Here is a 25,192-nt window from a genome sequence, read left to right as displayed (position 1 = left end):
ACTTTTGTAGAAAAGCAAAAAACCCAATTTCCGGGCGACTGCAAGAGCCACTCAAAAATTGGGTGCGGCAAATCTATGTAACTCATTTGGAACATGAATCAGGAGAGAGATCAAGAAGACGCATGAATCTGCGGGAAATCCTGAGTCATCTCTTCCCCGGAGAACAAATCGTCAAGCGAGCTTAGCGTGCCGTCTTCTTCAACCTGATACACCGACATTTTCTCGCCGTTGACTGTCAGTTCGATGAAGCAGCCCCAGCAATAGAACTGGTGGGAACCAATCTTGCCGATATCCTTGGAGTTGCAGTTTGGACACTTCATATCAAACATTCCACCTATCCGTTAACAATATTAATGGCTTTTTGAAGCCGTTCTTCGCTCATCGCGGGAACCAGTACGGAATTCTCCCCAATGGACATTCCATCAGAACAAGGCAGCCATTTGCGGCCTTCGATCAAATCAGTTACTAACCCGTCACTGATTTCCAGCGCTACTATTGTGTTTCCCAACTTTTGGTCAAAATAAACATCCGATACACGTCCGAGGATCGTTCCGGATGCCGTAAGCACCTGAAGATCCTTTAATTTATTTTTTCCCAAAAGAAATGTATAGGGTATATGGTCAGTGTCAGCCTTCACAATCGACTCTTTACTGCGGATCATGACAGCATCCTCGCCATAAGCGACGATATCTTCCCATGCCACAACTTTCACATGACTGGAGAAAAAAGTTTTACTTTCCAGTTCAATACCCGTTATATTCCAGTTTGAATCGAGTATAACGTCGACAATTTTGCCGATTTCGTTACCTTCTTCAACCTCGTATACAGCCAAGCCGATCATTTCTTGAAGTTTCATGGCTGTTGATGTCCCCTTTTACTTTGAGTGTACTTACGAGTTCCCTTTGGGTTGAAGAGCACTCAAACACTGTATCGGCAACGAGGCTATACCTGAGCCTAATCCTTCTTACGCAGCCGATTCAGGATGGTTTCAACTTTTTGGGCCACGTACTCCATTTCTTCATTAGTATTACCCAAACCTGTGCTAAATCGAATCGCAGAGTTCAAAAGTTCCTCTGGAAGCCTCATCGCCTGCAGCACATGTGAAATCTCCAGAGAACCAGAGGTGCAGGCCGAACCGCTCGCAGCAGCAATCCCCTCCATATCAAGGTTCATTAGCAGCACATCGGTTCTCACTCCGGGAAAGCTCAGATTCAGTATGGACGGCATAAATTCCTGTCTGTCTCCGTTAATAACATAGCTATCCCGCCCGATCCGTCGGTCCAGCTCCTCCAGCAATGTTGTCCGCAGCATGAACGCTTTGTCCCTATGCTGCTCCAGCCCGGTTACTGCAAGCTCCACAGCCTTGGCAAAGCCGGCTGAGTTCGCTAGACTTTCGGTTCCGGCCCGTCTACCGCGTTCCTGAAGTCCACCATACTGTCTTGGAAGCAAGGGGGCTCCCCGCCGCACATACAACCCGCCAATCCCCTGAGGACCGCCTATTTTGTGAGCACTGAAGCTCATATAATCCACAGGAAGCTCGCGGAGAGTAATAGGCAGCATGCCGAGAGCTTGTACAGCATCGACATGAAATAGAATCCCGTGTTCTGCGGCTACTCTGCCAATCTCTTGTATAGGTTCTACAGTTCCTACCTCATTATTCACGAACATTACACTGATCAGCGACGTATCTTCGCGCAGAGCGGCTTCTACGTCAGTAACGGATACACGTCCAGCAGCATCGACCGGCAGGTAAGTGACGGTGAAACCCTGCTTCTCCAGCGCTTCACAGGTATGCAGCACTGCGTGATGCTCAACGGAAGTCGTAATGATATGTTTCCCTTTATGTACAGAGGCCGCAGCAGCCCCAAACAGGGCGAGATTATCGCTCTCCGTGCCGCCGCTTGTGAACACCCATTCATCCGGCGAACAGCCTAAAAAGCCCGCGATGGAATCGCGCGCACCGTTGATTATCTTTTTGGCGGAACGTCCATACGTGTGTACACTGGACGCATTGCCGTATTGCTCAAGCAGCATATTATACATGACCTTAGCCACTTCCGGATGAACCGGGGTTGACGCGGCGTGGTCCATATAGATCGGTTTCATGACGTGTTCTCCGCTTCTGGTTATTCAGGATTGTCATACAGGACTATTCGATTATACTCTTGAACCTGTTCTTTTACCACCAGTCAATAAACACAATATTGTAACATGCTGTAACCATTGTTATGCGGATTCCACAGCACCTTATTTCTCATGGGAATCGATTGATTCCAATCTGGAGGCGAGCTGTTCCTCGGAAATCACTTCAATGCCACTGCGTCTAAGCAGCGCAGAGGTCACACCTTGTCCGGGAATCTTACGCCCGGAGAATGACCCGTTGTAGATCATGGAGCTACCGCAGGAAGGACTGTTCTCCTTGAGAACCACGATTGCCGCGTTCAACCGCTGTGCCTGTCCCAGCGCCTCATAGGCGCCTTGGAGATACATTCCGGTGACATCCTTTCCAAGACGGTCAACGACCTTAGCCTTTCCATCAAGCACAGCATCCCCGTCTCCGCCAACAATCTCTGCCGGTTCTCTCGGGGTGGAGAACCCTCCAAGAAGCTCCGGGCAGACGGCAACCGCCTGATTGTTATCCAGCAGCTTCTGAATGGTCTCATCCAGACAAGCTGTCCCGTTGTATCTTACTTGCATTCCTGCCAGACAGGAGCTTACTATAATCATGGGATGCACTCCTTCGCTATCGTCTGCATCTTCCTTTATAATAGATGCTAAGAAATACAAAGAGCATAGCATGAGGGCTTTACAACTGTAAACAAGCCCCTAACATAACATCAAAGGTCCGGGGAGGCTCTGCAGAATGTGTGGAAGATATACCATTATGGTAAGCATGGAGGAATTAATGCTCCATTATTTTATTGGGGATACCTCCATTGTCAATTATGCACCAAAATACAACGCAGCCCCCATGCAGAATGTTCCTGCGATTATTCATGACGGCAAGCAGAACAGGCTCGGTGAGCTGCGCTGGGGGCTGGTCCCCTCCTGGTCAAAGGATGACAAACACGGCAGCAAAATGATGAATGCACGCCAGGAGACACTACAGAATAGACCCTCGTTCCGCAACCTTATCAGTTCGCGCCGCTGCATCATACCTGCTGACGGTTTCTACGAATGGAAACAGCATTCCGGGAACAAACAGCCGATGCGGATCGTGATGAAGAGCGGTGAGCTTTTTTCCATGGCAGGTCTGTATGATATATGGATGGATCCCAGCGGGAAACGGCTGAGCACCTGCACCATTATTACTACAGAGCCCAACCGTCTGATGGCAGATATCCATAACCGCATGCCCGTTATTCTTAGCCGCGAAGCCGAAGCGGAGTGGCTTGACCGCAATAATCATGATGTTCCGGAGCTAATGAAGCTATTGCAGCCCTATGCTGCGGAAGAAATGCGGGCGTACCCTGTGTCAGCGGCGGTGGGCAATGTACGCAATGACTTTAAAGCATTAGTTGATGAAGTGGACGAAGCAGCAGGTTAGATTCGGCTCACATCGGACTATTTTGCTGACAACTCACTTTCTACAACCCATTTATGATTAGTTACCTTGTCCCCACCGGTTGTAGGAGTATAGTCGATCATATATACTGTCGTTTGTTCGGAGGATTCCACAGTGCCTTCTGCGCCTTTCATCCCCTTCATATGATCCGCTGTGATTGTGATAGAAGCGCCCTGCGGATACGGGTTCTCCTTCGCATCTTTAATCTCTTCCTGAATGATCCATTTGTGGTTGGTAACTCTTGCTCCCCCTGTAGTCGGGGTATAAGAAACCACATATGCTGTGGTGTCAAAAGCGCCTACTACGGTCGCTGTGGCACCCTTCATGCCAGGCATGTGATCTGCCTTGACAATTACCTGACTGCCCACTGGAAAGGCTGGCTTCTCAGCCTTCTTGAGTCCTTCAGGAACTTCACCGGAGCCGGTATGCTCCATCCCCGCATTATGCGCCACTTGATTGATGTTCGTAGCGCCATCCGATTCCGCAGTTTTCTTTCCATTCACGCAGCCGCTTAGAGCAACGGCCATAACCAGACTAAGTAATACGAATATTCTTTTCATAGGTGCAGCACTCCTTGATCGGGTGGATTGGGTTTTCAGTACATTATACCCTCTATGGGTATATAACAAACCTGCTGCTTGCAGAAGCGGACGGTGAGGAAATAAAAAAAAGCCCCCGGGAAGGGGCTTTGGGTGTAACCATGGGTTGGAGAGGTTCAGATGTAAAACATATAATTGTCTGCATGACTTTCTTCTTTAAAGTTGATCAGATCGGACAAGGTTGTGGAATCCAGTACATCAGCAATGCTGTCGCGGATGCGCAGCCAAAGGTCCCGCTTCGCCGGGTCATCCTCTTCTGTGAAATCCACAGGTGAAATAGGTCCTTCCAGTACGCGAATGATGTCTCCTGCAGTAATGGTGCTGGATTCACGGGATAAAATATATCCGCCGTAGGCTCCACGAATACTCTTCACCAGGCCGGCGTTACGAAGTGGAGCGATCAGCTGCTCCAGATAATGCTCGGATAGCCCGTTCTTCTCGGCGATGCTCTTAAGTGATGTAGGACCTTCGCCAAATTTCAGGGCAAGCTCCATCATAATTGTTAATCCATAGCGTCCTTTTGTCGATATTTTCAAAGGTGCACCTCTTTCGGTTTAGTTGCTGGCGTGAGTAAGTCTAATCGTTGCATCACATGAGAAATGTCATATCAACGTATTCCGATGTTTGCTCTCAGCTTATGTTATCATATCCTTGGACACATTTGGAGCGAAAACCGTAATTTTTTGTAATTATGTTCGCCACTGGTGGACAAATTGTCAAATATTCCGTCATATCCGCTACAAACTGCAGTCAGCAAATGCTGTCTAAGGTAGACAGGTATGCTATAATACACAATGAACCGGGTCAGCTCACCGGTATTTTTTGCATAGAAAATGGTGATTTCGATGACAAAGGCAAATCAGGATACGCGTGTCGTTGTCGGCATGTCTGGAGGAGTCGATTCCTCTGTTACGGCGCTTCTGCTCAAGCAGCAGGGCTATGACGTCATCGGCATCTTCATGAAGAACTGGGACGATACCGACGAATTCGGCGTATGTACAGCCGAGACCGACGCTGAGGATGTCCGCCGCGTATGTGAGCAGATTGATATTCCTTACTATACCGTTAATTTCGAGAAGGAATACTTTGATAAAGTTTTTTCCTATTTCCTCGATGAATATAAGGCCGGCCGGACACCGAATCCGGATGTGATGTGCAACCGGGAGATCAAATTCGGAGAATTCCTTAACAAGGCACTTCAGCTTGGCGCGGATTATGTAGCCACAGGCCACTATGCACGGGTCATTGAAGAAGACGGTGTCTTCAAACTGCTGCGCGGGGTGGATAACAACAAGGATCAGACCTATTTCCTGAATGCGCTGAATCAATACCAGCTCTCTAAGGCCATGTTCCCGATCGGACATCTGCCAAAGCCTGAGGTGCGCCGGATTGCCGAAGAAGCCGGACTCTATACCGCGAAGAAGAAAGACAGCACCGGCGTCTGCTTCATCGGGGAACGCAACTTCCGCGAATTCCTCAGCCAGTACCTGCCGGCCCAATCGGGTGACATGGTGGACATCGCTACCGGCGCAGTCAAAGGCCGGCATGATGGCCTTATGTACTATACACTGGGCCAGCGCCAGGGTCTGGGTATCGGAGGCTCTGGTACGGGGGAACCTTGGTTCGTCGCCGAGAAGGATCTGGAACGTAACATTCTATATGTGGTTCAAGGAGACAAGCACCACAGTCTGTACTCGACAAGTCTGATCGCCTCCGGTGTGAACTGGATCGAAGCAGGTACACTCGGAGCTACTCCGGTGAAGTGTACTGCGAAGTTTCGCTACCGCCAGCCTGATCAGGGTGTTACCTTGACTGCCCGGGAAGACGGTACAGTACATGTAGCTTTTGATGTGCCGCAGAAGGCGATTACACCAGGTCAGGCGGTTGTATTCTACCTTGGCGAGCACTGCCTGGGCGGTGGAATTATCGAGGCTGCCGAGAAGGTCGTGCCGCAGACGCAGGTGTAACTTCTCCGCATTTTAAGATATAGCCGTATGCAAAAGAACCTTCAAGACCACTGGGCAGTGGGTTGAAGGTTCTTTTGTATGATTTTACTTAGAAAATTGCTGACTCTTCATTCCTCTAACAGGATCGCAGTCCAATTATGGCTGTAGTCCCCATACCAATACGCCGTTCATATACAGCGGTACCCGGTTCCAGTCGGTATAGGCCGTTTTGGTTGGATCGTAAGAATAATCCCCGGTCTCATTGTAATTGCTCCAGTCCGTTTTGTTGATCCGCAGTTGAATCTCTCCGGTGTTCGCACCGGGAGCCAGGCTGCCTGCTGCCGAACTGAACGAGATCTCAACGTAATAATCCGCTCCGGCTACAGCAGGAACGAGCTTCACAAAACTGCCCTGCACATTGCCGTTGCCCACAGTGGCATAATCCACATTGAACTGCTGTGCTTTTTCCCCGTCAATGGTGTAATAGTAACGCAGCTTGAGTGTGCTGAGGTCTACTGCTTTGGTTCCATTATTGACAATCCGCAATTGCGGGCGGAACTGGGAGTCACCGGAGTTCGTATCCGTTGTGCGGTATTGTACCACCAAATCTCCCACAGTAGGTACAGGTACAGCTACAGGTGTGGCGGAGACTTCCGGAGAATCCGGACTGGTCCCAACTTGATTAGCAGCGCTCACCACATAATAGTAGGTTGTACCATTAAGCACGTTCAAATCTTTGTAGGTAGCCTGAGTGACAACACCGAGGTTAGTGTAGGGTCCGCCGCTCGTGGTTGACCGCTTAACTGTGTAGCTGTCTGCACCCGTTACCTTATTCCAGCTAAGTGCTACCTGTTTGTCGCCTGTTGTTGCCGCCGGTTTGGATGGGGCCTTTGGTGCAGTAGGTTCTACAGTACTCTTGTTGATTAGACGGTCATATTCAGCATAGGCTGTGGCCATATCCACTTGTGACCAGAACCGGTGATAGGTGAACTCAGGAGCTCCATTGTCCCAGGTCTTGGTTAACGGATTGTAGGAGCTGTTATATTTCGCCTGCAAATAGCTCCATTTAGGATCATTTTTGATAGCCGGAAGTACATCCGTATAGCTTGCGTATACTCCATTTCCACCTTTGGCAGGATCGGAGGCTACGGTAGAACTGCCCGGAATTGTATTTCCCTGTCCAAAAGTACCCGTCCAGCCCGCAGGAAAATATACTTCTTTGGTGAAATAACGGGAATAATCCCCCCGTTTTTCTACTGTTGTGATACCCACTCCGTCATTATAACCCCATGCAGTATCGAGCAGTGATTTGGCCAGTTGTGAGGCTGTTCCGCCGAGCGCGGTATAGGCTCCATGCTCAGCCTTATTACCAGCAGCAAAGAATGTAAGCGCTTTGATGTAGCTGCCCAGCACGCCGGTATCCTGACCTGGATTCTTGGTAACCGCCTTCAAGTTGCTGTTGCCGCTGAAATTACTGAATCCGTTCCAAGTATTTGGTTGACCCTGCCACTCTACATTGCCGGGAATCCAGAACTCGCCGGGTGCGGATACGGTAGCCACTTGCGGGTCAGCTCCGCCCAGAATCCGTTGTCCTTGTTTGTTCAGATAATAACCCTCTGAATCTGTCACAGGACGGCTGCCGGCAAAAGCATAATCAGTGGACCAGTCGATCCAGTTCTCTACAACTCGTTTGGCCATTTGGAAATTAGCCGAAGTGGTATCTCCGCTGGAAGCCAGAATGTAATACAGCTCCGCTACGCGCTCTACACTCCATGTCTGCATACCGAACCAATCGTTGGACGGAGGATCATGGTATACAGGAGCTTCGTCATAGGCCAGGCCATAGAATGTGCTCGTGCCTGCCGGATAAGCGCTGTAGGAGCCTTTATAACTGTTAGTGGCTCCACCTGCTATTGCCCCTTCGGATGACTGCAGCCAATTGTAGAATTCCAGCTGGCGGGTCAGCGATTTACTCCAATCCTGTCCCGCCGTTGCCGAAGCCGGGACCAGACCACCGGCCGGATCAGAAAGAGCATACGCAGTAACTACGTTCTGATAACCTTGATGAGTATGACTGGAGCCAATTCTCCACGCCCAGTTCCCGTTTGCTCCAAGGCCACCGCCCCATGCAGTGTACCAGGCCAGCAAATAAAGGTTCGCATCCTTGCCGGTTCCGGCTTCAGGCGTACCATCCGCAGCACTGCCGATTTTTTGAAAATACTTGTCGTACATACCGTAGCGCAGGTAGTCGCCCATTTTCTTGGCTTTATTCAAATACACCGAATTGTTATAGCCAAGCTCTTTTGCCCAGTACATAGCCTGCACTGCACGTGCATCAGCGTCGGTAGCATCGGTGTACCGCCACTGCGCTGAAGGAACACTGCTTTCTTTGGTGAACAGGCTCATGAAGCCTTCATTCGCTTTCCCGAATGATTTGTCGTCCTGGGATGGATGCGGGACAGCCTCCCATACAGATTCCTGCTCGCCCCGCTGAAAAGTATTCACGTAAGCGGCCTTATGAGAAGGATTCAATAAATTGCCGAAGCCATACCAGTTGTCCACGTCCACAAGCCAGTGCATCAGGTAGGTCTGATTGTTACCATAGGTAGACTTCAGTTCGGTATCCAGCGGATCTTTACCCGGTGTATACTTTCCGTTCAGCGGGCTCGGATATTGATCGGGCTGCGCGAACTCGGAGGCATAGGTTGCCGGACTGTTTGGATTATAGTTGCTCATCGTCGGCTGTTCCTGTACACCATCCCCTTCATTAACAGGTATGATGTATTTCTCCATGTTGTCCCAGGCCGTCTCCAGCTTGCTCCAGTCCCCGGTATGATAGCCATACAATACTTCAAGCCACATCCAGTAGCTATATGCTTCTGAGGTGGTCATATGCCCGTAATTGGGCGCCTCGCTGAGTAGGGTCTCTACCGAATGATACGGTATACCTTCAGCCGAGAAATAACCGCTTGCCGGGTTTTTCAACTGAGCGTAAAGCTGCAAGAACCGCGTCTGTTCCACCGAAGCTGCCCTTGCTGTTGCAGGTCTGAAATTAAAGGTACCGGTCATAAGGGTGAGAATCAGGACTGCAGCCATGGCCAAGGAAATAGGTTTCTTGATTGAACTTAGCTTAATCATTTGGCATGCTCCCTCTCTGGATCATTTTATGGTTCCAATCCCCATACCAATTTGCCTTCACGGTACAGCGTGACTTTATCCCAATCTGCGAAGCTCTGCTGGGTGCCGTTGTAGGAATAATCATTGTTTTCATTGTAGGCAGTCCAATCTGTTTTATTGAAGCGCACCTGGATTTCGCCAGTATCTGCACCTGGAGCAAGACTTCCAGCCCCAGCGGCAAAAGAAATCTCCACATATGAATCCGCCAGTGCAGCAGGTGCAGTCAGCTTCACAAAGCTGCCGCTTAGATTCCCGCTGCCAACAACAGCATAGTCACAGTGAAATTCCTGCGGCTTATCTCCATCCACGGTGTAATAATAACGGAGCTTCAGTCCGCTAAGTGCCACCGCCGTGGTTCCCGTATTCACTATCCGGAACTGGCTGCGGATCTGTGAGTCACCGGGACTCGTATCGTTGGTGCGGTATTGTACCCGCAAATCTCCGATGGAAGGCGCGGGGGTCTCATGCGGCCGGGCAGTGGCCTGAGCAGAAGGCGTACCCTCCCCTACTCCATTTGAAGCGGTTACAACATAATAATAGTCCACACCGTTCACCAGCCCGCTGTCATTGTAGGCTGTTCCTGTCACCGTCCCAATAACCGTATAAGGTCCTCCGCTGACGAGCGCACGTTTGATCGTGTATTTTGCTGCGCCGCTAACCGCATTCCAGGTCAACGCTGCGCTGGCATTCCCTGCCGCTGCCTGTAGTCCGGTTGGACGGCCCGGAACCTGCGGTTCCCCGGGGTTGGCGCCAGTCGGCAGCTCTCCATATACCTTAACACCTGCATCGAACACCGGAATATACGGATTCTTCACAGGAGCGGATGCGCTCGAAGACACACCACGGAAGGAGAAATCATTCGTGTTATCCCAGAAAGTGGTGTTCAGTGGAGCACTAATCCGGAACTGGATCTCCTTGTGGTATGCCGATTGCCCGCCAGGATAAACGGGAGTGCCGGTGAAATCAATTTTCGTGTAATAAATATGATTCGCTGCGTCAAACGGGAGCAGTTGTGAGACAGTCCCGCCCTGATTGTAGCCTCCTGCTTTGACCGTAATATCCTCCGGCCCGTACCCCGCAGCTACAGCTTCACTAAGATCTACATAGTAATTAAATGACATCTGGCTGCTGGAATGTGCCGGCCAGCCGGAACGGTTATTAATAAGCGCCCGGATTTCCACAAAATTGCTGCCGCTCGCATTCACCGAAGTCTCGGTGAACATTTCATCCTCCCGAGTTTCAGCCGGAGGGAAGTTAGGAAGCGGCTGCTGACCCTGCCCGTGCAGGAGCATCATTTTGGCTAAAGAGCCTGTAAAGGCTGAATTGTAATCGGTTGCAACTTCATTCGAGACATAATCGCTGATTGCATCCGTATAGCTATCGGTCTTGGAAGGTCCACCAACCAGGGCACCATACAGAACATGACGGTGGTTGACTGGGGTTGTCTGGCTGTCGCTCCAGGAGCCGTGTGAGGTCCGGTGATGCGGATGCTGTGGTGCATTATTGCCGAAGCCAATGACATAGCTGCTGTTACGGGGATTATCTCCTAGCATATAGGTAATCTGACGCTCAGCAAACGTCCGGGCTGTATTTTGCTTCACTGGATCGGTTACCCAGTCCGCATAGACAAAAGCCAGAAACGCCTGATTCGCTGCATACCGCAGTGCACCCCACTGGTCCAGATGTGCAAGTCCCCCCGGAGTATAGGCCACACGGTCGGTTGTCCCGTTCACCCCGGTTGTCCAAAACTGCATATTCCGTTCAGTAGATTGAATAAATTTGGGATCGCCTGTGATACGCGACAGCAGGAGCTGTGCACCATAATGCTTGTCATCCCAGGACTGGGTCCATTGATAACCCCATTGCCCGGCTTGATTAGTGCCCCACAATTTGCTGGCGGCTACGGCTTTATCCAGATAATTCTGTTCACCAGTCGCCATATAGAGCCAGACTCCGCCCCAGCTTAATTCGTCTTCATAACCGCTCCAGGAATTGTAATACTGCTTAGCGTCAGTGATAGTATCAGAGTAAGCCCCACGGTACGTATCGGCAAAATTGTACAGCTGCTTCGCGTGCAGCAGAAGCTTGTCCGCATATGCCGGATCAGAGTCCCTGAAAATAATCGACGCCGATGCTAGGGCTGCAGCAGTCTCCGCCGCCAGATCTGAACCGGGATGGGCAGCATCGATCTTGTACGACGGACGCGCCATTGGCATAACCTCCGCCGGCCCCCACCAATTGTGATCCGCCGTACCGTTTCCGACCTGTCCCCACAGCTCATTAGGAGCAGTATGCGCTTTCACAAAATAATCTGTTGCCCAGCGGATGTTGTCGAGGATCTCATCCAGCTGGCCGGATTGAACATATCCATCTTTGTACTCATAGACTGACCATGCCAGCATCGTGGCTGTATATGCCATAGGAAACCCAAATTTCACATGGTCCCCAGCATCATACCAGCCTCCGGTCAGATCGTGACCAACATCCGCACCGTCCTGCAGCCCTGAATCGCCTCTCCATTCCACACGGTTGTTATCCGGCAGGTCTCCGGATCGCTGAGCTTCATAGAAATAGATCGATTTCTGCAGTGCCTCTGCATAATTGAATCCACTTCCCTCCGCTTTGCTGACTGACGGGTGAATTACTGTACCTGAGACCAATGTGCCTGCCAGCACTACACTTAAAGATAAGATTAGGCCTTGCTTCCGCTTCTTATGATTCATTCAAGCCCAGCTCCCTTCTCCTTCTTACATGCCTGTTCGATCCCTTGCATCACGAATCAATACCGCCCCAGTGTCCAGACTTTAATTCTGTTCATTCGCCAAATTTAGCATCCACCTCCCATACTGATGTCAGGAATACTCGTCCCATATACACATATACCATATACAGGGATTTAATTCTATATATTTACATTAAAAAAACCTAAGAAAACAGTATTATTTGTAAAATAATTTCCATTTTGATCATATTTAACGCGCGTTGTTTAGGCTATCCTGAAATTCTCCCAAGTGAAAAAGGCTATTTCGTCCTAAAACTCTAGTGTGAACAGATAAATTCTTCTATTTCAAAAAAAAACCGTCCTCTCACGGGAGGCCATGCTGCCTCATGTCGTAAAAGAACGGATTTGTTCCACTATTCCCCAATGCTTGATCTATGTTACTGCCCGCGCCGCAATCCTTGATTATGGCGGATCTTCGCTTCATTTCCCTGCTCCGTAGCCTGATAGAAGACCCTCCGGGCAATCGCCTTCGGCAAATATTCCTGCTTCACATAATGGCCGGGAAAATTATGCGGATACTGGTATCCCTCATGGCCTAGCGCCGATGAGCCCTTGTAATGTGTATCCCTTAGATGAAGCGGCACCTCGGCGGATTTCAGTTCCTCAATGCTATTCAGCGCATTCGAAATCGCCATCACCACGGCGTTCGATTTCGGACTCTCTACTGCGAACAGAATCGCTTGGGCGATGTTCAGCCTGGCCTCCGGCCAGCCGTTATTGCGGTAAGCCTCCAGAGCACTGACCGCCTGTACCATCGCCTGTGGATTAGCTAAGCCAATATCCTCGCTGCTGGCTGCAATCAGGCGGCGGATGAACGTCATTGGATCCATACCAAGCTTCTCCACGGCGTAGAGGAACCAGAACAGGGCGGCGTCACTGGAGCCGCGGATGCTCTTATGAAAAGCCGACAGGATATCATACTGCGTCGATTCATCGGCTTTGACAATCGGACGGCGGATTGATTCCTCTGCTACCGCAAGCGTAATATGGACGCTGCCGTCCGACTCCGGCGCAGTGGTCATGGCAGCCAGCTCCAGCGCGTTCAGTGCGCGCCGGATATCGCCATTCGCCATATCAGCAATATGCTGCAGCGCTTCTTCATCTGCCTGCAGCTGCATGAATCCAAGTCCCCGCTCCTCATCAGCCAGTGCTCTGCGCATGGCAATCAGGCTATGCTCACTGGTCAGTGATTCCAGTTGAAATAGCGTGGAGCGGCTCAGAAGCGCCCCGTTTACATAATGGAATGGATTCTCAGTAGTCGCGCCGATAAAAGTAATCGTCCCCTTCTCCACAGCGGGAAGCAGGGCATCCTGGCGGGAACTGTTGAAACGGTGAACCTCGTCCAAGAACAATATCGTCTTCGAGCCGTACAGTGATTTATTGCTCTGGGCACGCTCAATGACCTCGCGCACATCTTTAACCGATGCCTCCACCGCATTTAGACGCACAAATTCTCCCTGCGTATGATGGGATATGATATGGGCTAAGGTCGTCTTGCCGCAGCCGGGAGGGCCATAGAGCAGAATGGAAGATACCTGGTCGGCTTCAATTGCACGGCGCAGCAGCTTGCCCGGTCCCACAATATGCTCCTGGCCAATATATTCATCGAGATTCCCCGGTCGCATCCGGTCTGCAAGCAGACGTCCGCCCGCGGGTTCCTCACCGAAAGAAAATAAATCCATAATTCCACTTCCTTGCTGTAATCTTGTAGGAGTTGTATAGCATTTCCGCTCTCTATCATACCACACAGCGGCCGCAATCAAGAACCCGGCACTTGAGCTGTACCTTTCTTGATCTCCATATAAAAAGAGCATGACCTCGCCATCCTGGCGGGTGCCATGCTCTTTGTTCAAAATTCAGGCTAGCGGTTCATCGCCAGTCGTGTTTTTGATATAATCTTGCGGATGCTTTCTTCAGACAAGTGGTATCTCTTCTGCAGCTCGTTCACCGAGCAGCCGCTGCTGTGACTGCAGAAAATTTCCTCGTTGCGGCTGGCAATCTCTTGCCTGGTACCGCTGTTCTCGCCCCATCTTACCCGCTCTTCCGTTTTCTTCGGGATGTAGAGCAGTTCACCCTGGATGTATCCCTGAAGCTCTTCCAGCAGGCCCGGGGGGAGCACATCCTTTCCATTTACATAACTCACGTAACGTTTCCTCCTTCAACAGGTGTGTTCCCTTGTGTCCGATCACTGCGCTGTTCATCAGCTTCATGTCACCTGCCTCCTTTCTTCTCCTCAAATTTGGTAAAAACGTAATTTCATTATATAAAACCCTGTGGTTAGCGTCTACATTCAATGTGATGATACTGTTCATAAATGATAAGGAGGCCTCGCGGCCTCCTCATATACAGGTTTCCGTACTAGACGGAAACCACCTCGTATTCTGAAATCATTTCAATCAGCCTCCTTCCAGAAGTAATCTTGCCCGGCCGGACACTTATTATTAAGCCATATGGAAGCGGCTGTTACAAGTTCAAGAATAGTTATAATCGTTCTTCACCAGAACGAAAGGGCTGAGACTGCGAGATAACTTATTCCGGCCACCCTAGGGTAATCCCATCCTCATTCTGAAGATAAGACGGAAGATTGCCGCTGTGCAGTATCCACAGCTCATGGAGAGCACGTGTACATCCTACATACATCAGCTTCGCATCCCAAGCGGCGTCACCGTAATGGTCCGAATCGGCATCGGCGAGGATTACAGCGTCGAACTCCAGACCTTTAGACAGGTAGACTGGAAGTACGGACAGCCCCCCTTTATATTCGTTCATGCTGCCGTCGATCAGATGAATATCATCGAACGAACCGGCAAGCTCCGTGTACAGCTCTTCGGCTTCCCTTAGGCTGCGGGTCAATACGGCTACTGTCCGGTATTCCCGGCCGGAGAGCGAGGCCAGAGCCTTGCTAACGGCCTTAACACGACTGTCCCCGCCTGCTGCTGGCTCAGGCAACGGTTCTGTGTAAGGAATCAGGCGCACGGGATTCCCGCTGCGGAAGACAGGTACAGCCAACAGGCTGCTGCCGACTCCGGCAGACAGAATGCCGTTGGCGAATTCGATAATCTCCATGGTTGAGCGGTAACTGCGCGTCAGCGCATGGTAAGCCGTGTGGTCAGGGTCAAACAGAGTCTGCATTTCTTCCCAGGCATGCACGCCTTTATAAGCATGAATCCCTTGAGACAGATCACCCAGAATGGTAAAGGAATGCCCTTTCACATACAAATCCAGTACTGCAATCTGAAAAGGTGAGAAATCCTGTGCTTCATCAATAACAATATGGTCAAAGCGGCTGCTGCCTTCATTGCCGTTCAGCAAATAATGAATGTATAGCAGCGGCGGCAGATCCTCTTCATGCAAAATACCTTTTTTGAGGTCTTTGACCGTCTGCTTCAGCACACCCTGCGGAATTCTGTCCGGCGCTGCTGTTGGCCAATCCTCAGGGACTTTTACTGCGCGGAAGATCTGCTTGTAGATCATCAGCGGATCATATTTCGGCCATTTTGCGCTGTAGGCCTTCTCTCGCGCCGCGCTTTTCTTCTTGCGGTCCTTCATTGCCGCAGCGGAGGGACTCTTCTTCAGCTCCATTTCAATCCAGCGGTGAATCCGCGCCATCACCCGTTCCTTGCGCTTAGCCGGCGGATACGGAGCGTATTCCTCATTATGCCAGCGCAGAATCATGGACCGCTTCAGCACCGAGCCTTCCCACGGACTGAAGTCACCTTCAGGAACCGCCCCGTTCTCCAGGAGGCCTATGGCTGACTCAATAATTCCCATCAAGGCTGTGGACCCTTTGAATCGGCCCGGTGTCTCTTCTGTAATCTCGGGCATCCCGCCTTCGCGTTCAAACCAAAGATTCATAGTATCTGCAGCATTCTGCTCAGGCAGCTCAACTCCCAGCACCTCTGCAGCCCAGTCCGGGAACGTACTCTGGGCAATATTGCCGACGCCAAGCTCTGGAAGCACGTCCGAAATATAATCCAGAAACATCCGGTTCGGTGCGAAAATAATCATTTTCTCAGCAGATACCTGATCCTTGTATTGATATAGCAGGAACGCCAGCCGGTGCAGGGCTACAGTGGTTTTCCCGCTGCCCGCCACGCCCTGGATAATCAGCGCAGTGTTCTTGGCTGCCCGGATTATCCGGTCCTGCTCCTCCTGAATAGTAGATACAATGTCCCGGAGCCGGTTGTCCTTGTTCTCGCCCAGACGGTAGACCAGAAATTCATCCGACACGGCCGGAGCGTCGCTGTCTCGATTATAGGTATCCGCCACCCGCTCCAGAATCTGCTTGCGGATCACTACGTTCCGCTTCAGATACACCAGCCCTTCGATTAGCCCCTCCGGCGCTTCATAGGAAGCTGGTTCTGTCCCGCCGGTAAACGAATAGAACAGGCTCGCTACCGGAGCGCGCCAGTCGATTACCAGCGGACGGTCGCTTACCTGTTCCCGGTCTACACCGATTTTGCCGATATAGAGCGCTTTGCGTTCATCCTCATCCTTGCCCTGAAAATCAAGCCGTCCGAAATAAGGCTCCTGCCGCAGCTTGGCAAGATCTTTACGCCGCTGCTCCCTTGAGTCCTCCAGCACCTGCTCCGTATACTCATGCCCTGTGTACACCGGAATGCCGCGCAGTCTCTCAAGAACTGTGTCAATCTCCGTAAGCGCGTTGTTCAGCCTGTCTTCTTCCTCTTGATAGGCACTTTGAAAGTTGTCCTCCAATTTCAGTTACCTCCTAAAAGTTATACGGGCATACACCTGCTTCCGCAAGCGCACACCCTGATTTGCCCCGTGCAAGACTGGCTATACTCACACAAAAAGGATATTCATCATATCACAACAGATTCTGGAATACCATCCCTATTAAACCAAGCAGAAGCGGCTTCCGTTTCTGCCGGAAACAGACTATCCCATAAAAGCATGCAGCACAAAGTTGGCAACAAACAAACCGGCGATGCCATACAGCGCTGGTGGGACATCTTTGCCTTTGCCCGTTGCCAGCTTCACAATCGGGTAAGTGATGAAGCCAAAGGCCATGCCATCCACGATGCTGTAGGTGAACGGAATCATCACCATAACCAGGAATGCGGGGAACAGCTCGGTCAAGTCACTGAGGTCCATCTCGCGCACGCTCTGCACCATCAGACCGCCGATAACAATCAGAATCGGTGCAATAGCGCTGTCCGGGACGTATGCCAGCAGCGGAATGAACAGGAACGTGGCACTGAACAGGATGCCGGTGACAAGCGAGGTCAGGCCAGAGCGGCCGCCTGCGGCGATCCCGGCAGTAGATTCAGCAGCCGCGACCACGGGGCTGCTGCCGAACAGGCCGGCAGCGATATTGGCGATGGACAGCGCACGGAGGCTGCTTTTGAAGCGCTCCGGGCGGCCTGCCATCAGGGTCTGGGACGAGATGAGGCCGATATTTTCAAAGACAACAATCAACAGCAGCAAGAATACAGCGATCCAGAAGACCAGACTGATCCCCCGGCTCCAGTCCATACCGGCAAACACATCACCATATCCAGCGAATATATGCCCTGAATCTGTCATCTCCGGTGCATGCGCCGCCCCCAGCACATAAGCCAGCCCCGTGCCTGCCAGCATACTAATCAGCAGCCCGCCCCTTGTTCCGCGGATAAACAGAACCAGCGCAAGAATGAGCGTCATACTGGAGGTGATGACAGCAGGATCACTGAAATGCCCTATGGCGACAAAAGTCGTGCGGTGAGCGATGACGATGCCGCTTTTTTGCAGACCGATAAAGGTCAGAAAAAGTCCGATCCCCACTGTGATAGCATGCTGCAGATTATGGGGAATCGCATCGCTTAATATCCGGTACAGTGAGGTAAATGCCACCACGGCGAACAGTACTCCTGTTACGACTACTACAGCAAGCGCTTCACGCCAGTCCAGCTTCATGGAGTGCACCAGCGTATAGGTGAAAAATGCATTGATGCCCATACCCGGCACCACAATAATCGGCGTTTTGCCGCCAAAAGCCATCAGGAGACAGCCAGCAACTGCCGTCAGCAGTGTAGCCACCATTCCCGCCCGCAGCGGCATCCCCGCATCATGCAGAATTGCCGCATTGACCATCACAATATATACAGAAGCAAAATAGGACAGGATGCCTGCCGAGAGTTCCCTTTTCCAGTTGTCGCCCGGCTCCAGGCCTACACTATTTCGCCAAACCTTCGATTTCATGCAAAAACCTCCACTAATAATTAAATCCCAATCAGTCCCTGTAGCATACATAAACCGCAATAAAAGGGCGTAAACAGCCGGATGGCGGCTGTACGCCCTTTGTTCAATCCTTCATTCATTCATTCAATACTTCAACTATACCGTGATCCCGCCTGCCTCCAGCAGGTCGTGTACGGTGACACTAACCATAATGAGACCAACGACCGGCGGCACAAAAGAATTGCTGGCCGGGGGTTGTTGGGCCTTGCGCCGGTCAGGCGCATTGGCTGGCACAATCTGTTCCGTAACATCCTCACGCGGCTTCACCGGTTCTTCCGTTGAGAACACAACCTTAACGCCTTTCTTGATGCCTTCCTTGCGCAGCTTCTGCCGGATGACACGGGCAATTGGATCCATACTGGTCTTGGAAATGTCAGCCACCTGAAAGCGGGTTGGATCCATCTTATTGGCTGCGCCCATGCTCGATATCATAGGGATTCCCCGGGCCAGACATTCCTTGATGATATGGATTTTGTAGATAATGGTATCGGAAGCATCAATTACGAAATCCAGCTTGTACTTGAACAGCTCCTCATACGTTTCCTCCGTATAGAACATGTTCAGCGCGATCGCTTCGCATTCAGGATTGATCAGCTTGATGCGCTCCACCATCAGATCCGTTTTGTTCTGGCCAACAGTTGTGGTCAGTGCATGGATCTGGCGGTTGATATTCGTGATATCCACCGTATCCTTGTCGATCAGGATAATCCGGCCGATCCCGGTACGGGCCAGGGCTTCAACCGCCATGGCTCCTACACCGCCGATCCCGAGTACTGCCACTGTGCTGTTTTTCATAATCTCCAGACCTTCCGGTCCAATAGCCAGCTCCGTACGTGAGAACTGATGCAGCATAACGTACAGCCTCCTAAAAGTTTTGTGAGCATAGCATTCAGAATGACTTCATACAAAACTCACTTCGAAAGCATAGGCTTAAGTTTTGTGAGCATAACATTCTGAATCTTTAAATGGTTTATTTCTTTTCTTTGTCTGGCTTAGGAGCCAGCTTGATGTGCAGCTGTTCCAATTGAATAGCATCTACCGGTGAAGGAGCATCCATCAGCAGATCTGTTGCACTCGCTGTTTTTGGGAAGGCAATTGTTTCACGCAGATTGGTACGTCCGGCCAGCAGCATAATCAGACGGTCGAACCCAAATGCGATTCCGCCATGCGGAGGTGTGCCATATTCAAAGGCGTCCATCAGGTAACCAAATTTCTCATAGGCAACTTCTGGTGTAAAGCCCAGGGCATCGAACATTTTCTCCTGCACATCACGCTTGTATATACGCTGCGAGCCGCCGCCGACTTCATAGCCGTTAAGTACAATATCGTAGGCCTGTGCGCGGATAGCACCAGGATCGGTATCGAACAGATGCAGGTCTTCGTCCATAGGACGGGTGAACGGGTGGTGTTCTGCTACATAACGCTTCTGGTCTTCATCATAGCCGAGAAGCGGGAATTCAGTTACCCAGGCAAATTTGAATACACTGTCATCGATCAAGCCCAGCTGGCGGCCGATCTTCAGGCGCAGCGCCCCAAGTACATCTGCCACAACCTTCTTATTATCAGCAGAGAAGAGCAGCAGGTCGCCTTCTTCAGCGCCTGTGCGCTCCTTCACTGCAGCAATCTCTTCTTCTGTGAAGAATTTAACGATAGGACCTTTGAATTCGCCGTCTTTCACTTGAATCCAAGCCAGCCCTTTCGCGCCGTAACGTGCTGCATATGGTCCCAGGTCATCGATTTCCTTACGGGTCCACGTGCCGCAGCCTTTGGCGTTGAGACACTTCACTTCTCCGCCTTTTTCAATGACAGAGGCGAACACTTTCACACCGCTGGCAGCCACAATATCGTTCATTTCTACCAGTTCAAGACCAAAACGCAGGTCCGGCTTATCCGATCCATATTTGCCCATAGCTTCTGCATATGTCAGACGCTGGAACGGGGTAGAGACTTCAACTCCAATCGTTTCTTTCAGGAGACGCTGCATCAGCGATTCCATCAAAGACAGCAGCTCATCCTGAGGCATGAACGAAGTCTCGATGTCGAACTGGGTGAATTCCGGCTGGCGGTCAGCCCGAAGATCCTCATCACGGAAGCAGCGGGCCATCTGGTAATAACGTTCAATACCGCCAACCATCAGCAACTGCTTGTAGATTTGCGGTGACTGCGGAAGCGCGAAGAATTCACCGTCATGAACCCGGCTCGGCACCAGATAATCACGTGCGCCTTCAGGTGAGCTTTTGGTCAGAATCGGCGTTTCGATATCGATAAAACCTTCGTTGTCCAGGAAGTCGCGGAAGATTTTGGCCGCTTTCGAACGGAGCAGCAGGGTCTTATACATCTCCGGACGGCGCAGGTCCAGGTAACGGTATTTCATACGCAGGGACTCATCGACTTCAACCCCATCTTCAATGAAGAATGGAGGCGTCTTGGCTGCATTCAGCACTTCGATTTCTGTAATCTGTACTTCAATCTCGCCGGTAGGCAGATTACGGTTAATGGTTTCTTCATCTCTCTTAACAACCTTACCCGTAACAGACAGCACATATTCACTGCGAACCTTGTCAGCAGTCTGCAGCGCTTCACCGGAATAGTCCGGGTTGAACACGATTTGCACAATCCCGCTGCGGTCGCGCAGGTCGATAAACAGGACGCCCCCCAAATCCCGGCGGGTCTGCACCCAGCCGTTCAGTGTTACCGTCTCGCCAATGTTACTTAGTGTCAGCTGTCCACAGTTATGACTTCTACTCATAATTTATCCTGCCCCTTTATGGTTAAATACATCTTTTGATGTGCAAATCCAATCCTAACAAATCCTACTCCAGCGACGCTGCCAGGTCTTCCAGCTTGACTGTCCGCTGTTCACCTGTTGCCATCGATTTCAGGGAAATGACGCCATTGTTCAGCTCATCTTCGCCAAGAATCGCTGTATAGCGTGCATTCAAACGGTCTGCCGATTTCATCTGCGCCTTCATCTTGCGTCCAAGATAATCCCGTTCCGCAGAGAATCCAAGGCTTCGCAGCGTGAACAACTGCTTCGTAATCTCCATATCGGCTGCTTCGCCAAGTGCGACAAAATACACATCCAGCGGCTTGACCTGCTCCAGTTCTACACCCTGATTCTCCAGGATCAGCAGAATGCGCTCGAGTCCGATTCCGAAGCCGATGCCCGGCTGATCCGGCCCGCCGATTTCTTCCACCAGACCGTTGTAACGTCCGCCACCACCAACAGTATCAATAGAGCCGATACCTGCCGCTTTATATTCAAACGCGGTATGCGTGTAATAATCGAGACCGCGTACAAGACGTGGATTAATACTGTATTCGACACCCATAACATCCAGATGTGCTTTGACCTGTTCAAAATGTGTAGTGCATTCCTCATCCAGACTATCGAGAATGGATGGTGCGCCGCCGAATTTATCCTGGTCCACCTTGCAGTCCAGCACACGCAGCGGATTACGTTCCATCCGGCGCTGACAATCACTGCACAGGGTATCCCGCATCGGCCGCAAGAAGTTCAGCAGCTTCTCGCGGTAGGCCGCACGGCTGGGTGCATTCCCCACGGAATTCAGCTCCACCTTCACGTCCTTCAGTCCTAAATCCTTGTAGAATTGGTATCCCAGCGATACAACTTCCGCATCAATGGCCGGGTCCACCGCTCCAAAGGCTTCAATACCAAACTGATGGAACTGGCGGTATCTTCCTGCCTGTGGACGTTCATAACGGAACATGGGTCCGATGTAATACAGCTTGCTGACATCCGGTTCACCATACAGCTTGTTCTGGACATAAGCACGCACAACACCAGCGGTTCCTTCTGGACGCAGCGCCAGATCACGGTCGCCTTTATCCTTGAACGTGTACATTTCACCTTCCACGATGTCCGTTGTTTCCCCCACACCGCGTTCAAAAAGCCCTGTGTGCTCGAACATCGGTGTGCGGATCTCACGGTAATTGAACCGCCGGCAAAGGTCTCTCGCCTTGCTCTCTACAACCTGCCATTTCTCCACTGCACCAGGCAGCACATCCTGCGTGCCCGTTGGTTTCTCAAATCTTTCCTTTGCCACAGCCAATCCCTCCTGAAAATAACAAAAAATCCCTCGTCTCTGTTTGTAACAAACAGGGACGAGGGATTATCATAACCAATAATTCACCCGTGGTACCACCCACATTCCGGATTCAGGATATTTCCCCTAAACCCGCTCAAAGCGGTTAACGCCCGCCTACGCGCTCCGGCTACTGACCTGCGGCAATCCTGCGATGGCCTGCTTTCGCCGTGCGTTCTCGGGGAAGTCATTCATCCGTTCATCAACAGAATCCTTACAGCCAGCGCGTAAACAGTCTGTTAGTCCACCTAATGGACTACAGCTGATTCAGCAGGGATTCTTCTCTGGGGTTGTGGGCTACGGATTACTTGGTCCCGTCATCAAAACGTTATAACATATCGTATATTGTTAGATTCTACTGAACCACTGCGCTAAAGTCAAGGCATGAAACAAAATACATCCTCTCCAAGTCCTCTTGAACGCTTGTGCCAAAAAAAATGACCTGCAGCCGATTGCTGCAGGTCCATCATCATATATTATAAAAAAGGGGGTCATGCTTCTATTATAAACACGCTATATTAAGGAATCATGAATGAAATATTACGGTTGCATTACAGAAAAGAAAGCGTTTTATTTTCCGGAACATACCCTATTCTCTTACCTGCAAATTACTTTACACTACAACATTATTCTCTGTCTAGAGATATAGTACAACTTTTGTGTTCCAACACCAAAAAAGGCTCCATCGAGCCCTTTTTGAAGGGTTCTGGAGCCTTTCTGGTGTTCAGCCTGTTAATCTCCCCCATACAGCGATTGTCTGGAGAAAGCTAGCCTGAACACCGCTTAATCTTCAAATATTTCGACAAAGGCATGTTTGCCCCGCAGGACATCAACGACCTCATTATGCTTTTCTTCAGGTACTTTGAGGGCCATCACATAATGCAGATCGTCCCAATCATGGCCGTCCGCATCCGATTCACTGCGCACATCGCCAGCACTGCGTGCGTCTATGTTGTCATCAAGGTTATCGTCCACACGGATGCCCGGTACGATGGCTGCTCCAGATAGCGAGCCTGTAGCGCCTGCAACTCCAAAAGCCCCGCCGGCCATGCCTGAATTGTTGTAGGGTACCAGAGGCAGCAGAATATTACGGCTCCCGTGGTCTCCTTTGTCCAGAGGATCTGTTAATGGAGATACTTCTATGCCTTCCACTTCGTAAGGAATCAAAGCTGTCTTCGCACCTTCTGCTTCACTTTCATTTCTGAAATACGCCTGAATTCTTGTAGTCATGGTCGTTCCCTCCTTCTGAATGGTCAGATCCTTGAGTTCCTGAGATGCTGAATCACGTGTATTACAACACCTTTAGCAGCTCACGCACAAATGCGGGCTCATCCTTGGGTGTACGTGAGGTAATGTAATTGCGGTCCAGGACCACCTCTTGATCCTTAAACTCTGCTCCTGCGTTAATCACATCATCCTTCAGCGGAGGATAGGAAGTTACCGTCCGACCCTGCAACAGGTCTGCACTGATCAGGATTTGCGGTCCGTGACAGATGGATGCAATAGGTTTGCCTGCACCGTCAGCTTCCTTGACGAACTGGAGAATATCAGGGTTCAGCCGCAGATTCTCCGGCGATGAGCCTCCTGGTATGACTACAGCATCGTAATCACCAGCCTTCACCTCGCTGATCGCTTTATCCGCTGCATAGGAGACATCGCCTTTCTTGCCAAGCAAGGTCTCATTCTTCTTCAGGCCGATAATCTCTGCCTGATGTCCTGCTTTTATCACTTCATCGTAAGGGACTTTCATTTCGGAATCTTCAAAACCGTTTGCCAGCAGAAATGCAACTTTACTCATGAGATTGTTTCTCCTCTCACTGTTCTGTGTTCATTCTGTCTTCGACTTTCTATTACCCGTATTAACAGGCTTTCTAACGATTCGGGGATAACTCCCGAATATTTACATTCAAGAAAGAGGCGGAGAAAGGAAGATACATACAGAAACAGCCGCACTCTCCTGCACCTCAGGTGCGCGGCAAAAGACTGCGGCTGTTTCCTTTTAACACTGGACGCTCTTTACAATCTTCGGCACTCTTGGCTGCTGCTATTGCTTCAGCACAGCAACCTGCGCAATATGCCGGAATGCTACTCCAGCTCCGCGACTTTTCCGATTGTCTCATGGCCTGACACCCCGCTACCCTACGAATACTTGATCCTTTCTAGTCTATCCAGCCCAAGCGGGGTCTATCCGTATGAAGGACGGGAGCTCATTGTAATCATTCCATGTTTATAAAAAAAGTGCCTCACGCCAATTCCTCCCGGAATTACGTAAGACACTCTGGAACATCATCTATAGCGCGTTGGTTCTGTACTACTTCGATACGGAGTTCATTAGCCGCGGCTGTCCAGCAGAAGCGTTACCGGCCCCCAGTTAGTCAGTGACACATCCATCATCGCTCCGAAGACACCCGTCTCCACCTGCAGCCCGCCAGCCCTCAGCTCCTGGTTGAAATAATCATACAGCCGCTCTGCCTCAGCAGGCGCAGCCGCAGCCATAAAGTTCGGACGGCGGCCTTTACGGCAGTCTCCATACAGTGTGAATTGGGATACGGACAATATGGCTCCTCCTGTATCGGTAACACTGAAGTTCATTTTACCGGCCTCATCCTCAAAAATGCGGAGTCCGGCTATTTTATCTGCCAAATACTTGGCGTCCTTCTCTGTATCCTCATGGGTAACGCCGACCAGCAGCATCAGACCCTCACCGATCGTTCCGGTCACTGTATCTGCTACGCTTACTTTGGCTTCCTTGCAGCGCTGCACCACAACTCTCATTA

At 50.8% G+C, this 25,192-nt stretch carries 20 protein-coding genes; 2 read left to right on the top strand and 18 right to left on the bottom strand.

All coding sequences use genetic code 11. The features are described 5' to 3' along the window. Positions 1 to 110: 110 nt before the first annotated feature. From ACAN54_RS22950 to ACAN54_RS22935, 4 genes are all read right to left on the bottom strand, one after another. Positions 111 to 320, bottom strand: a complete 210-nt coding sequence (locus ACAN54_RS22950) for a hypothetical protein (RefSeq protein WP_379161021.1) — start codon at positions 318 to 320, stop codon at positions 111 to 113. Positions 321 to 334: 14 nt separating this feature from the next. After that, positions 335 to 856: a PRC-barrel domain-containing protein gene (locus tag ACAN54_RS22945; protein ID WP_379161019.1), complete on the bottom strand. Its 522-nt coding sequence runs from the start codon at positions 854 to 856 to the stop codon at positions 335 to 337. Between the two features lie 98 nt (positions 857 to 954). After that, a complete protein-coding gene (locus ACAN54_RS22940) occupies positions 955 to 2,106 on the bottom strand; it encodes a cysteine desulfurase family protein (RefSeq protein WP_379161017.1) in 1,152 nt (383 codons plus the stop codon). A gap of 141 nt (positions 2,107 to 2,247) precedes the next feature. Further along, positions 2,248 to 2,727 carry a 2-thiouracil desulfurase family protein gene (locus ACAN54_RS22935; RefSeq protein ID WP_379161015.1) on the bottom strand — a complete coding sequence of 160 codons (480 nt, stop codon included), beginning with the start codon at positions 2,725 to 2,727 and terminating at the stop codon, positions 2,248 to 2,250. Positions 2,728 to 2,863: 136 nt separating this feature from the next. On the opposite strand from ACAN54_RS22935, the gene ACAN54_RS22930 reads away from it, so the two are divergent. Then, positions 2,864 to 3,547 carry an SOS response-associated peptidase gene (locus tag ACAN54_RS22930; RefSeq protein WP_379161013.1) on the top strand — a complete coding sequence of 228 codons (684 nt, stop codon included), beginning with the start codon at positions 2,864 to 2,866 and terminating at the stop codon, positions 3,545 to 3,547. A gap of 17 nt (positions 3,548 to 3,564) precedes the next feature. Here ACAN54_RS22930 and ACAN54_RS22925 read toward each other — a convergent pair whose 3' ends face one another. Both ACAN54_RS22925 and cymR read right to left on the bottom strand, forming a co-directional pair. After that, the gene (locus ACAN54_RS22925) at positions 3,565 to 4,125 is read right to left on the bottom strand and encodes a DUF1541 domain-containing protein (RefSeq protein ID WP_379161012.1); all 561 of its coding nucleotides are present in this window, start codon (positions 4,123 to 4,125) and stop codon (positions 3,565 to 3,567) included. Between the two features lie 155 nt (positions 4,126 to 4,280). Further along, positions 4,281 to 4,700, bottom strand: a complete 420-nt coding sequence (gene cymR / locus ACAN54_RS22920) for a cysteine metabolism transcriptional regulator CymR (protein ID WP_379161010.1) — start codon at positions 4,698 to 4,700, stop codon at positions 4,281 to 4,283. A gap of 309 nt (positions 4,701 to 5,009) precedes the next feature. Between cymR and mnmA the strand changes: the two genes are divergently transcribed. Beyond that, the gene (mnmA, locus tag ACAN54_RS22915) at positions 5,010 to 6,131 is read left to right on the top strand and encodes a tRNA 2-thiouridine(34) synthase MnmA (RefSeq protein ID WP_379161008.1); all 1,122 of its coding nucleotides are present in this window, start codon (positions 5,010 to 5,012) and stop codon (positions 6,129 to 6,131) included. Positions 6,132 to 6,266: 135 nt separating this feature from the next. Here the strand turns inward: mnmA and ACAN54_RS22910 are convergent, their stop codons facing one another. The 12 genes from ACAN54_RS22910 to dtd form a co-directional block, all read right to left on the bottom strand. Next, positions 6,267 to 9,248, bottom strand: a complete 2,982-nt coding sequence (locus ACAN54_RS22910; protein ID WP_379161006.1) for a glycoside hydrolase family 48 protein — start codon at positions 9,246 to 9,248, stop codon at positions 6,267 to 6,269. 26 nt (positions 9,249 to 9,274) lie between these two features. Then, positions 9,275 to 12,010 (bottom strand): glycoside hydrolase family 9 protein, encoded by a 2,736-nt coding sequence (locus ACAN54_RS22905; RefSeq protein ID WP_379161004.1) that lies wholly within the window; start codon positions 12,008 to 12,010, stop codon positions 9,275 to 9,277. Between the two features lie 436 nt (positions 12,011 to 12,446). Then, positions 12,447 to 13,751: a replication-associated recombination protein A gene (locus ACAN54_RS22900; protein WP_379161002.1), complete on the bottom strand. Its 1,305-nt coding sequence runs from the start codon at positions 13,749 to 13,751 to the stop codon at positions 12,447 to 12,449. 179 nt (positions 13,752 to 13,930) lie between these two features. Next, positions 13,931 to 14,212: a CD3324 family protein gene (locus ACAN54_RS22895; protein ID WP_379161000.1), complete on the bottom strand. Its 282-nt coding sequence runs from the start codon at positions 14,210 to 14,212 to the stop codon at positions 13,931 to 13,933. 386 nt (positions 14,213 to 14,598) lie between these two features. After that, a complete protein-coding gene (locus ACAN54_RS22890; protein WP_379160998.1) occupies positions 14,599 to 16,785 on the bottom strand; it encodes a HelD family protein in 2,187 nt (728 codons plus the stop codon). Positions 16,786 to 16,968: 183 nt separating this feature from the next. Next, complete coding sequence (locus tag ACAN54_RS22885; RefSeq protein WP_379160996.1) at positions 16,969 to 18,270, bottom strand: NCS2 family permease; 1,302 nt, start codon at positions 18,268 to 18,270, stop codon at positions 16,969 to 16,971. 135 nt (positions 18,271 to 18,405) lie between these two features. Further along, on the bottom strand, positions 18,406 to 19,161 hold the full coding sequence (locus ACAN54_RS22880; protein WP_379160994.1) for a tRNA threonylcarbamoyladenosine dehydratase: 756 nt from the start codon (positions 19,159 to 19,161) through the stop codon (positions 18,406 to 18,408). 118 nt (positions 19,162 to 19,279) lie between these two features. Next, on the bottom strand, positions 19,280 to 21,058 hold the full coding sequence (aspS, locus tag ACAN54_RS22875; RefSeq protein ID WP_379160992.1) for an aspartate--tRNA ligase: 1,779 nt from the start codon (positions 21,056 to 21,058) through the stop codon (positions 19,280 to 19,282). Positions 21,059 to 21,122: 64 nt separating this feature from the next. Further along, positions 21,123 to 22,376, bottom strand: a complete 1,254-nt coding sequence (gene hisS, locus ACAN54_RS22870; protein ID WP_379160990.1) for a histidine--tRNA ligase — start codon at positions 22,374 to 22,376, stop codon at positions 21,123 to 21,125. A gap of 822 nt (positions 22,377 to 23,198) precedes the next feature. Continuing rightward, on the bottom strand, positions 23,199 to 23,645 hold the full coding sequence (locus ACAN54_RS22865) for a hypothetical protein (RefSeq protein WP_379160988.1): 447 nt from the start codon (positions 23,643 to 23,645) through the stop codon (positions 23,199 to 23,201). A gap of 61 nt (positions 23,646 to 23,706) precedes the next feature. Next, positions 23,707 to 24,213: a type 1 glutamine amidotransferase domain-containing protein gene (locus ACAN54_RS22860; RefSeq protein ID WP_379160986.1), complete on the bottom strand. Its 507-nt coding sequence runs from the start codon at positions 24,211 to 24,213 to the stop codon at positions 23,707 to 23,709. Positions 24,214 to 24,746: 533 nt separating this feature from the next. Beyond that, positions 24,747 to 25,190 carry a D-aminoacyl-tRNA deacylase gene (gene dtd, locus ACAN54_RS22855; RefSeq protein ID WP_379160984.1) on the bottom strand — a complete coding sequence of 148 codons (444 nt, stop codon included), beginning with the start codon at positions 25,188 to 25,190 and terminating at the stop codon, positions 24,747 to 24,749. Positions 25,191 to 25,192 lie beyond the last annotated feature (2 nt).

Source organism: Paenibacillus diazotrophicus (assembly GCF_042610465.1).
This window is presented reverse-complemented; position numbering and strand designations above follow the sequence as displayed.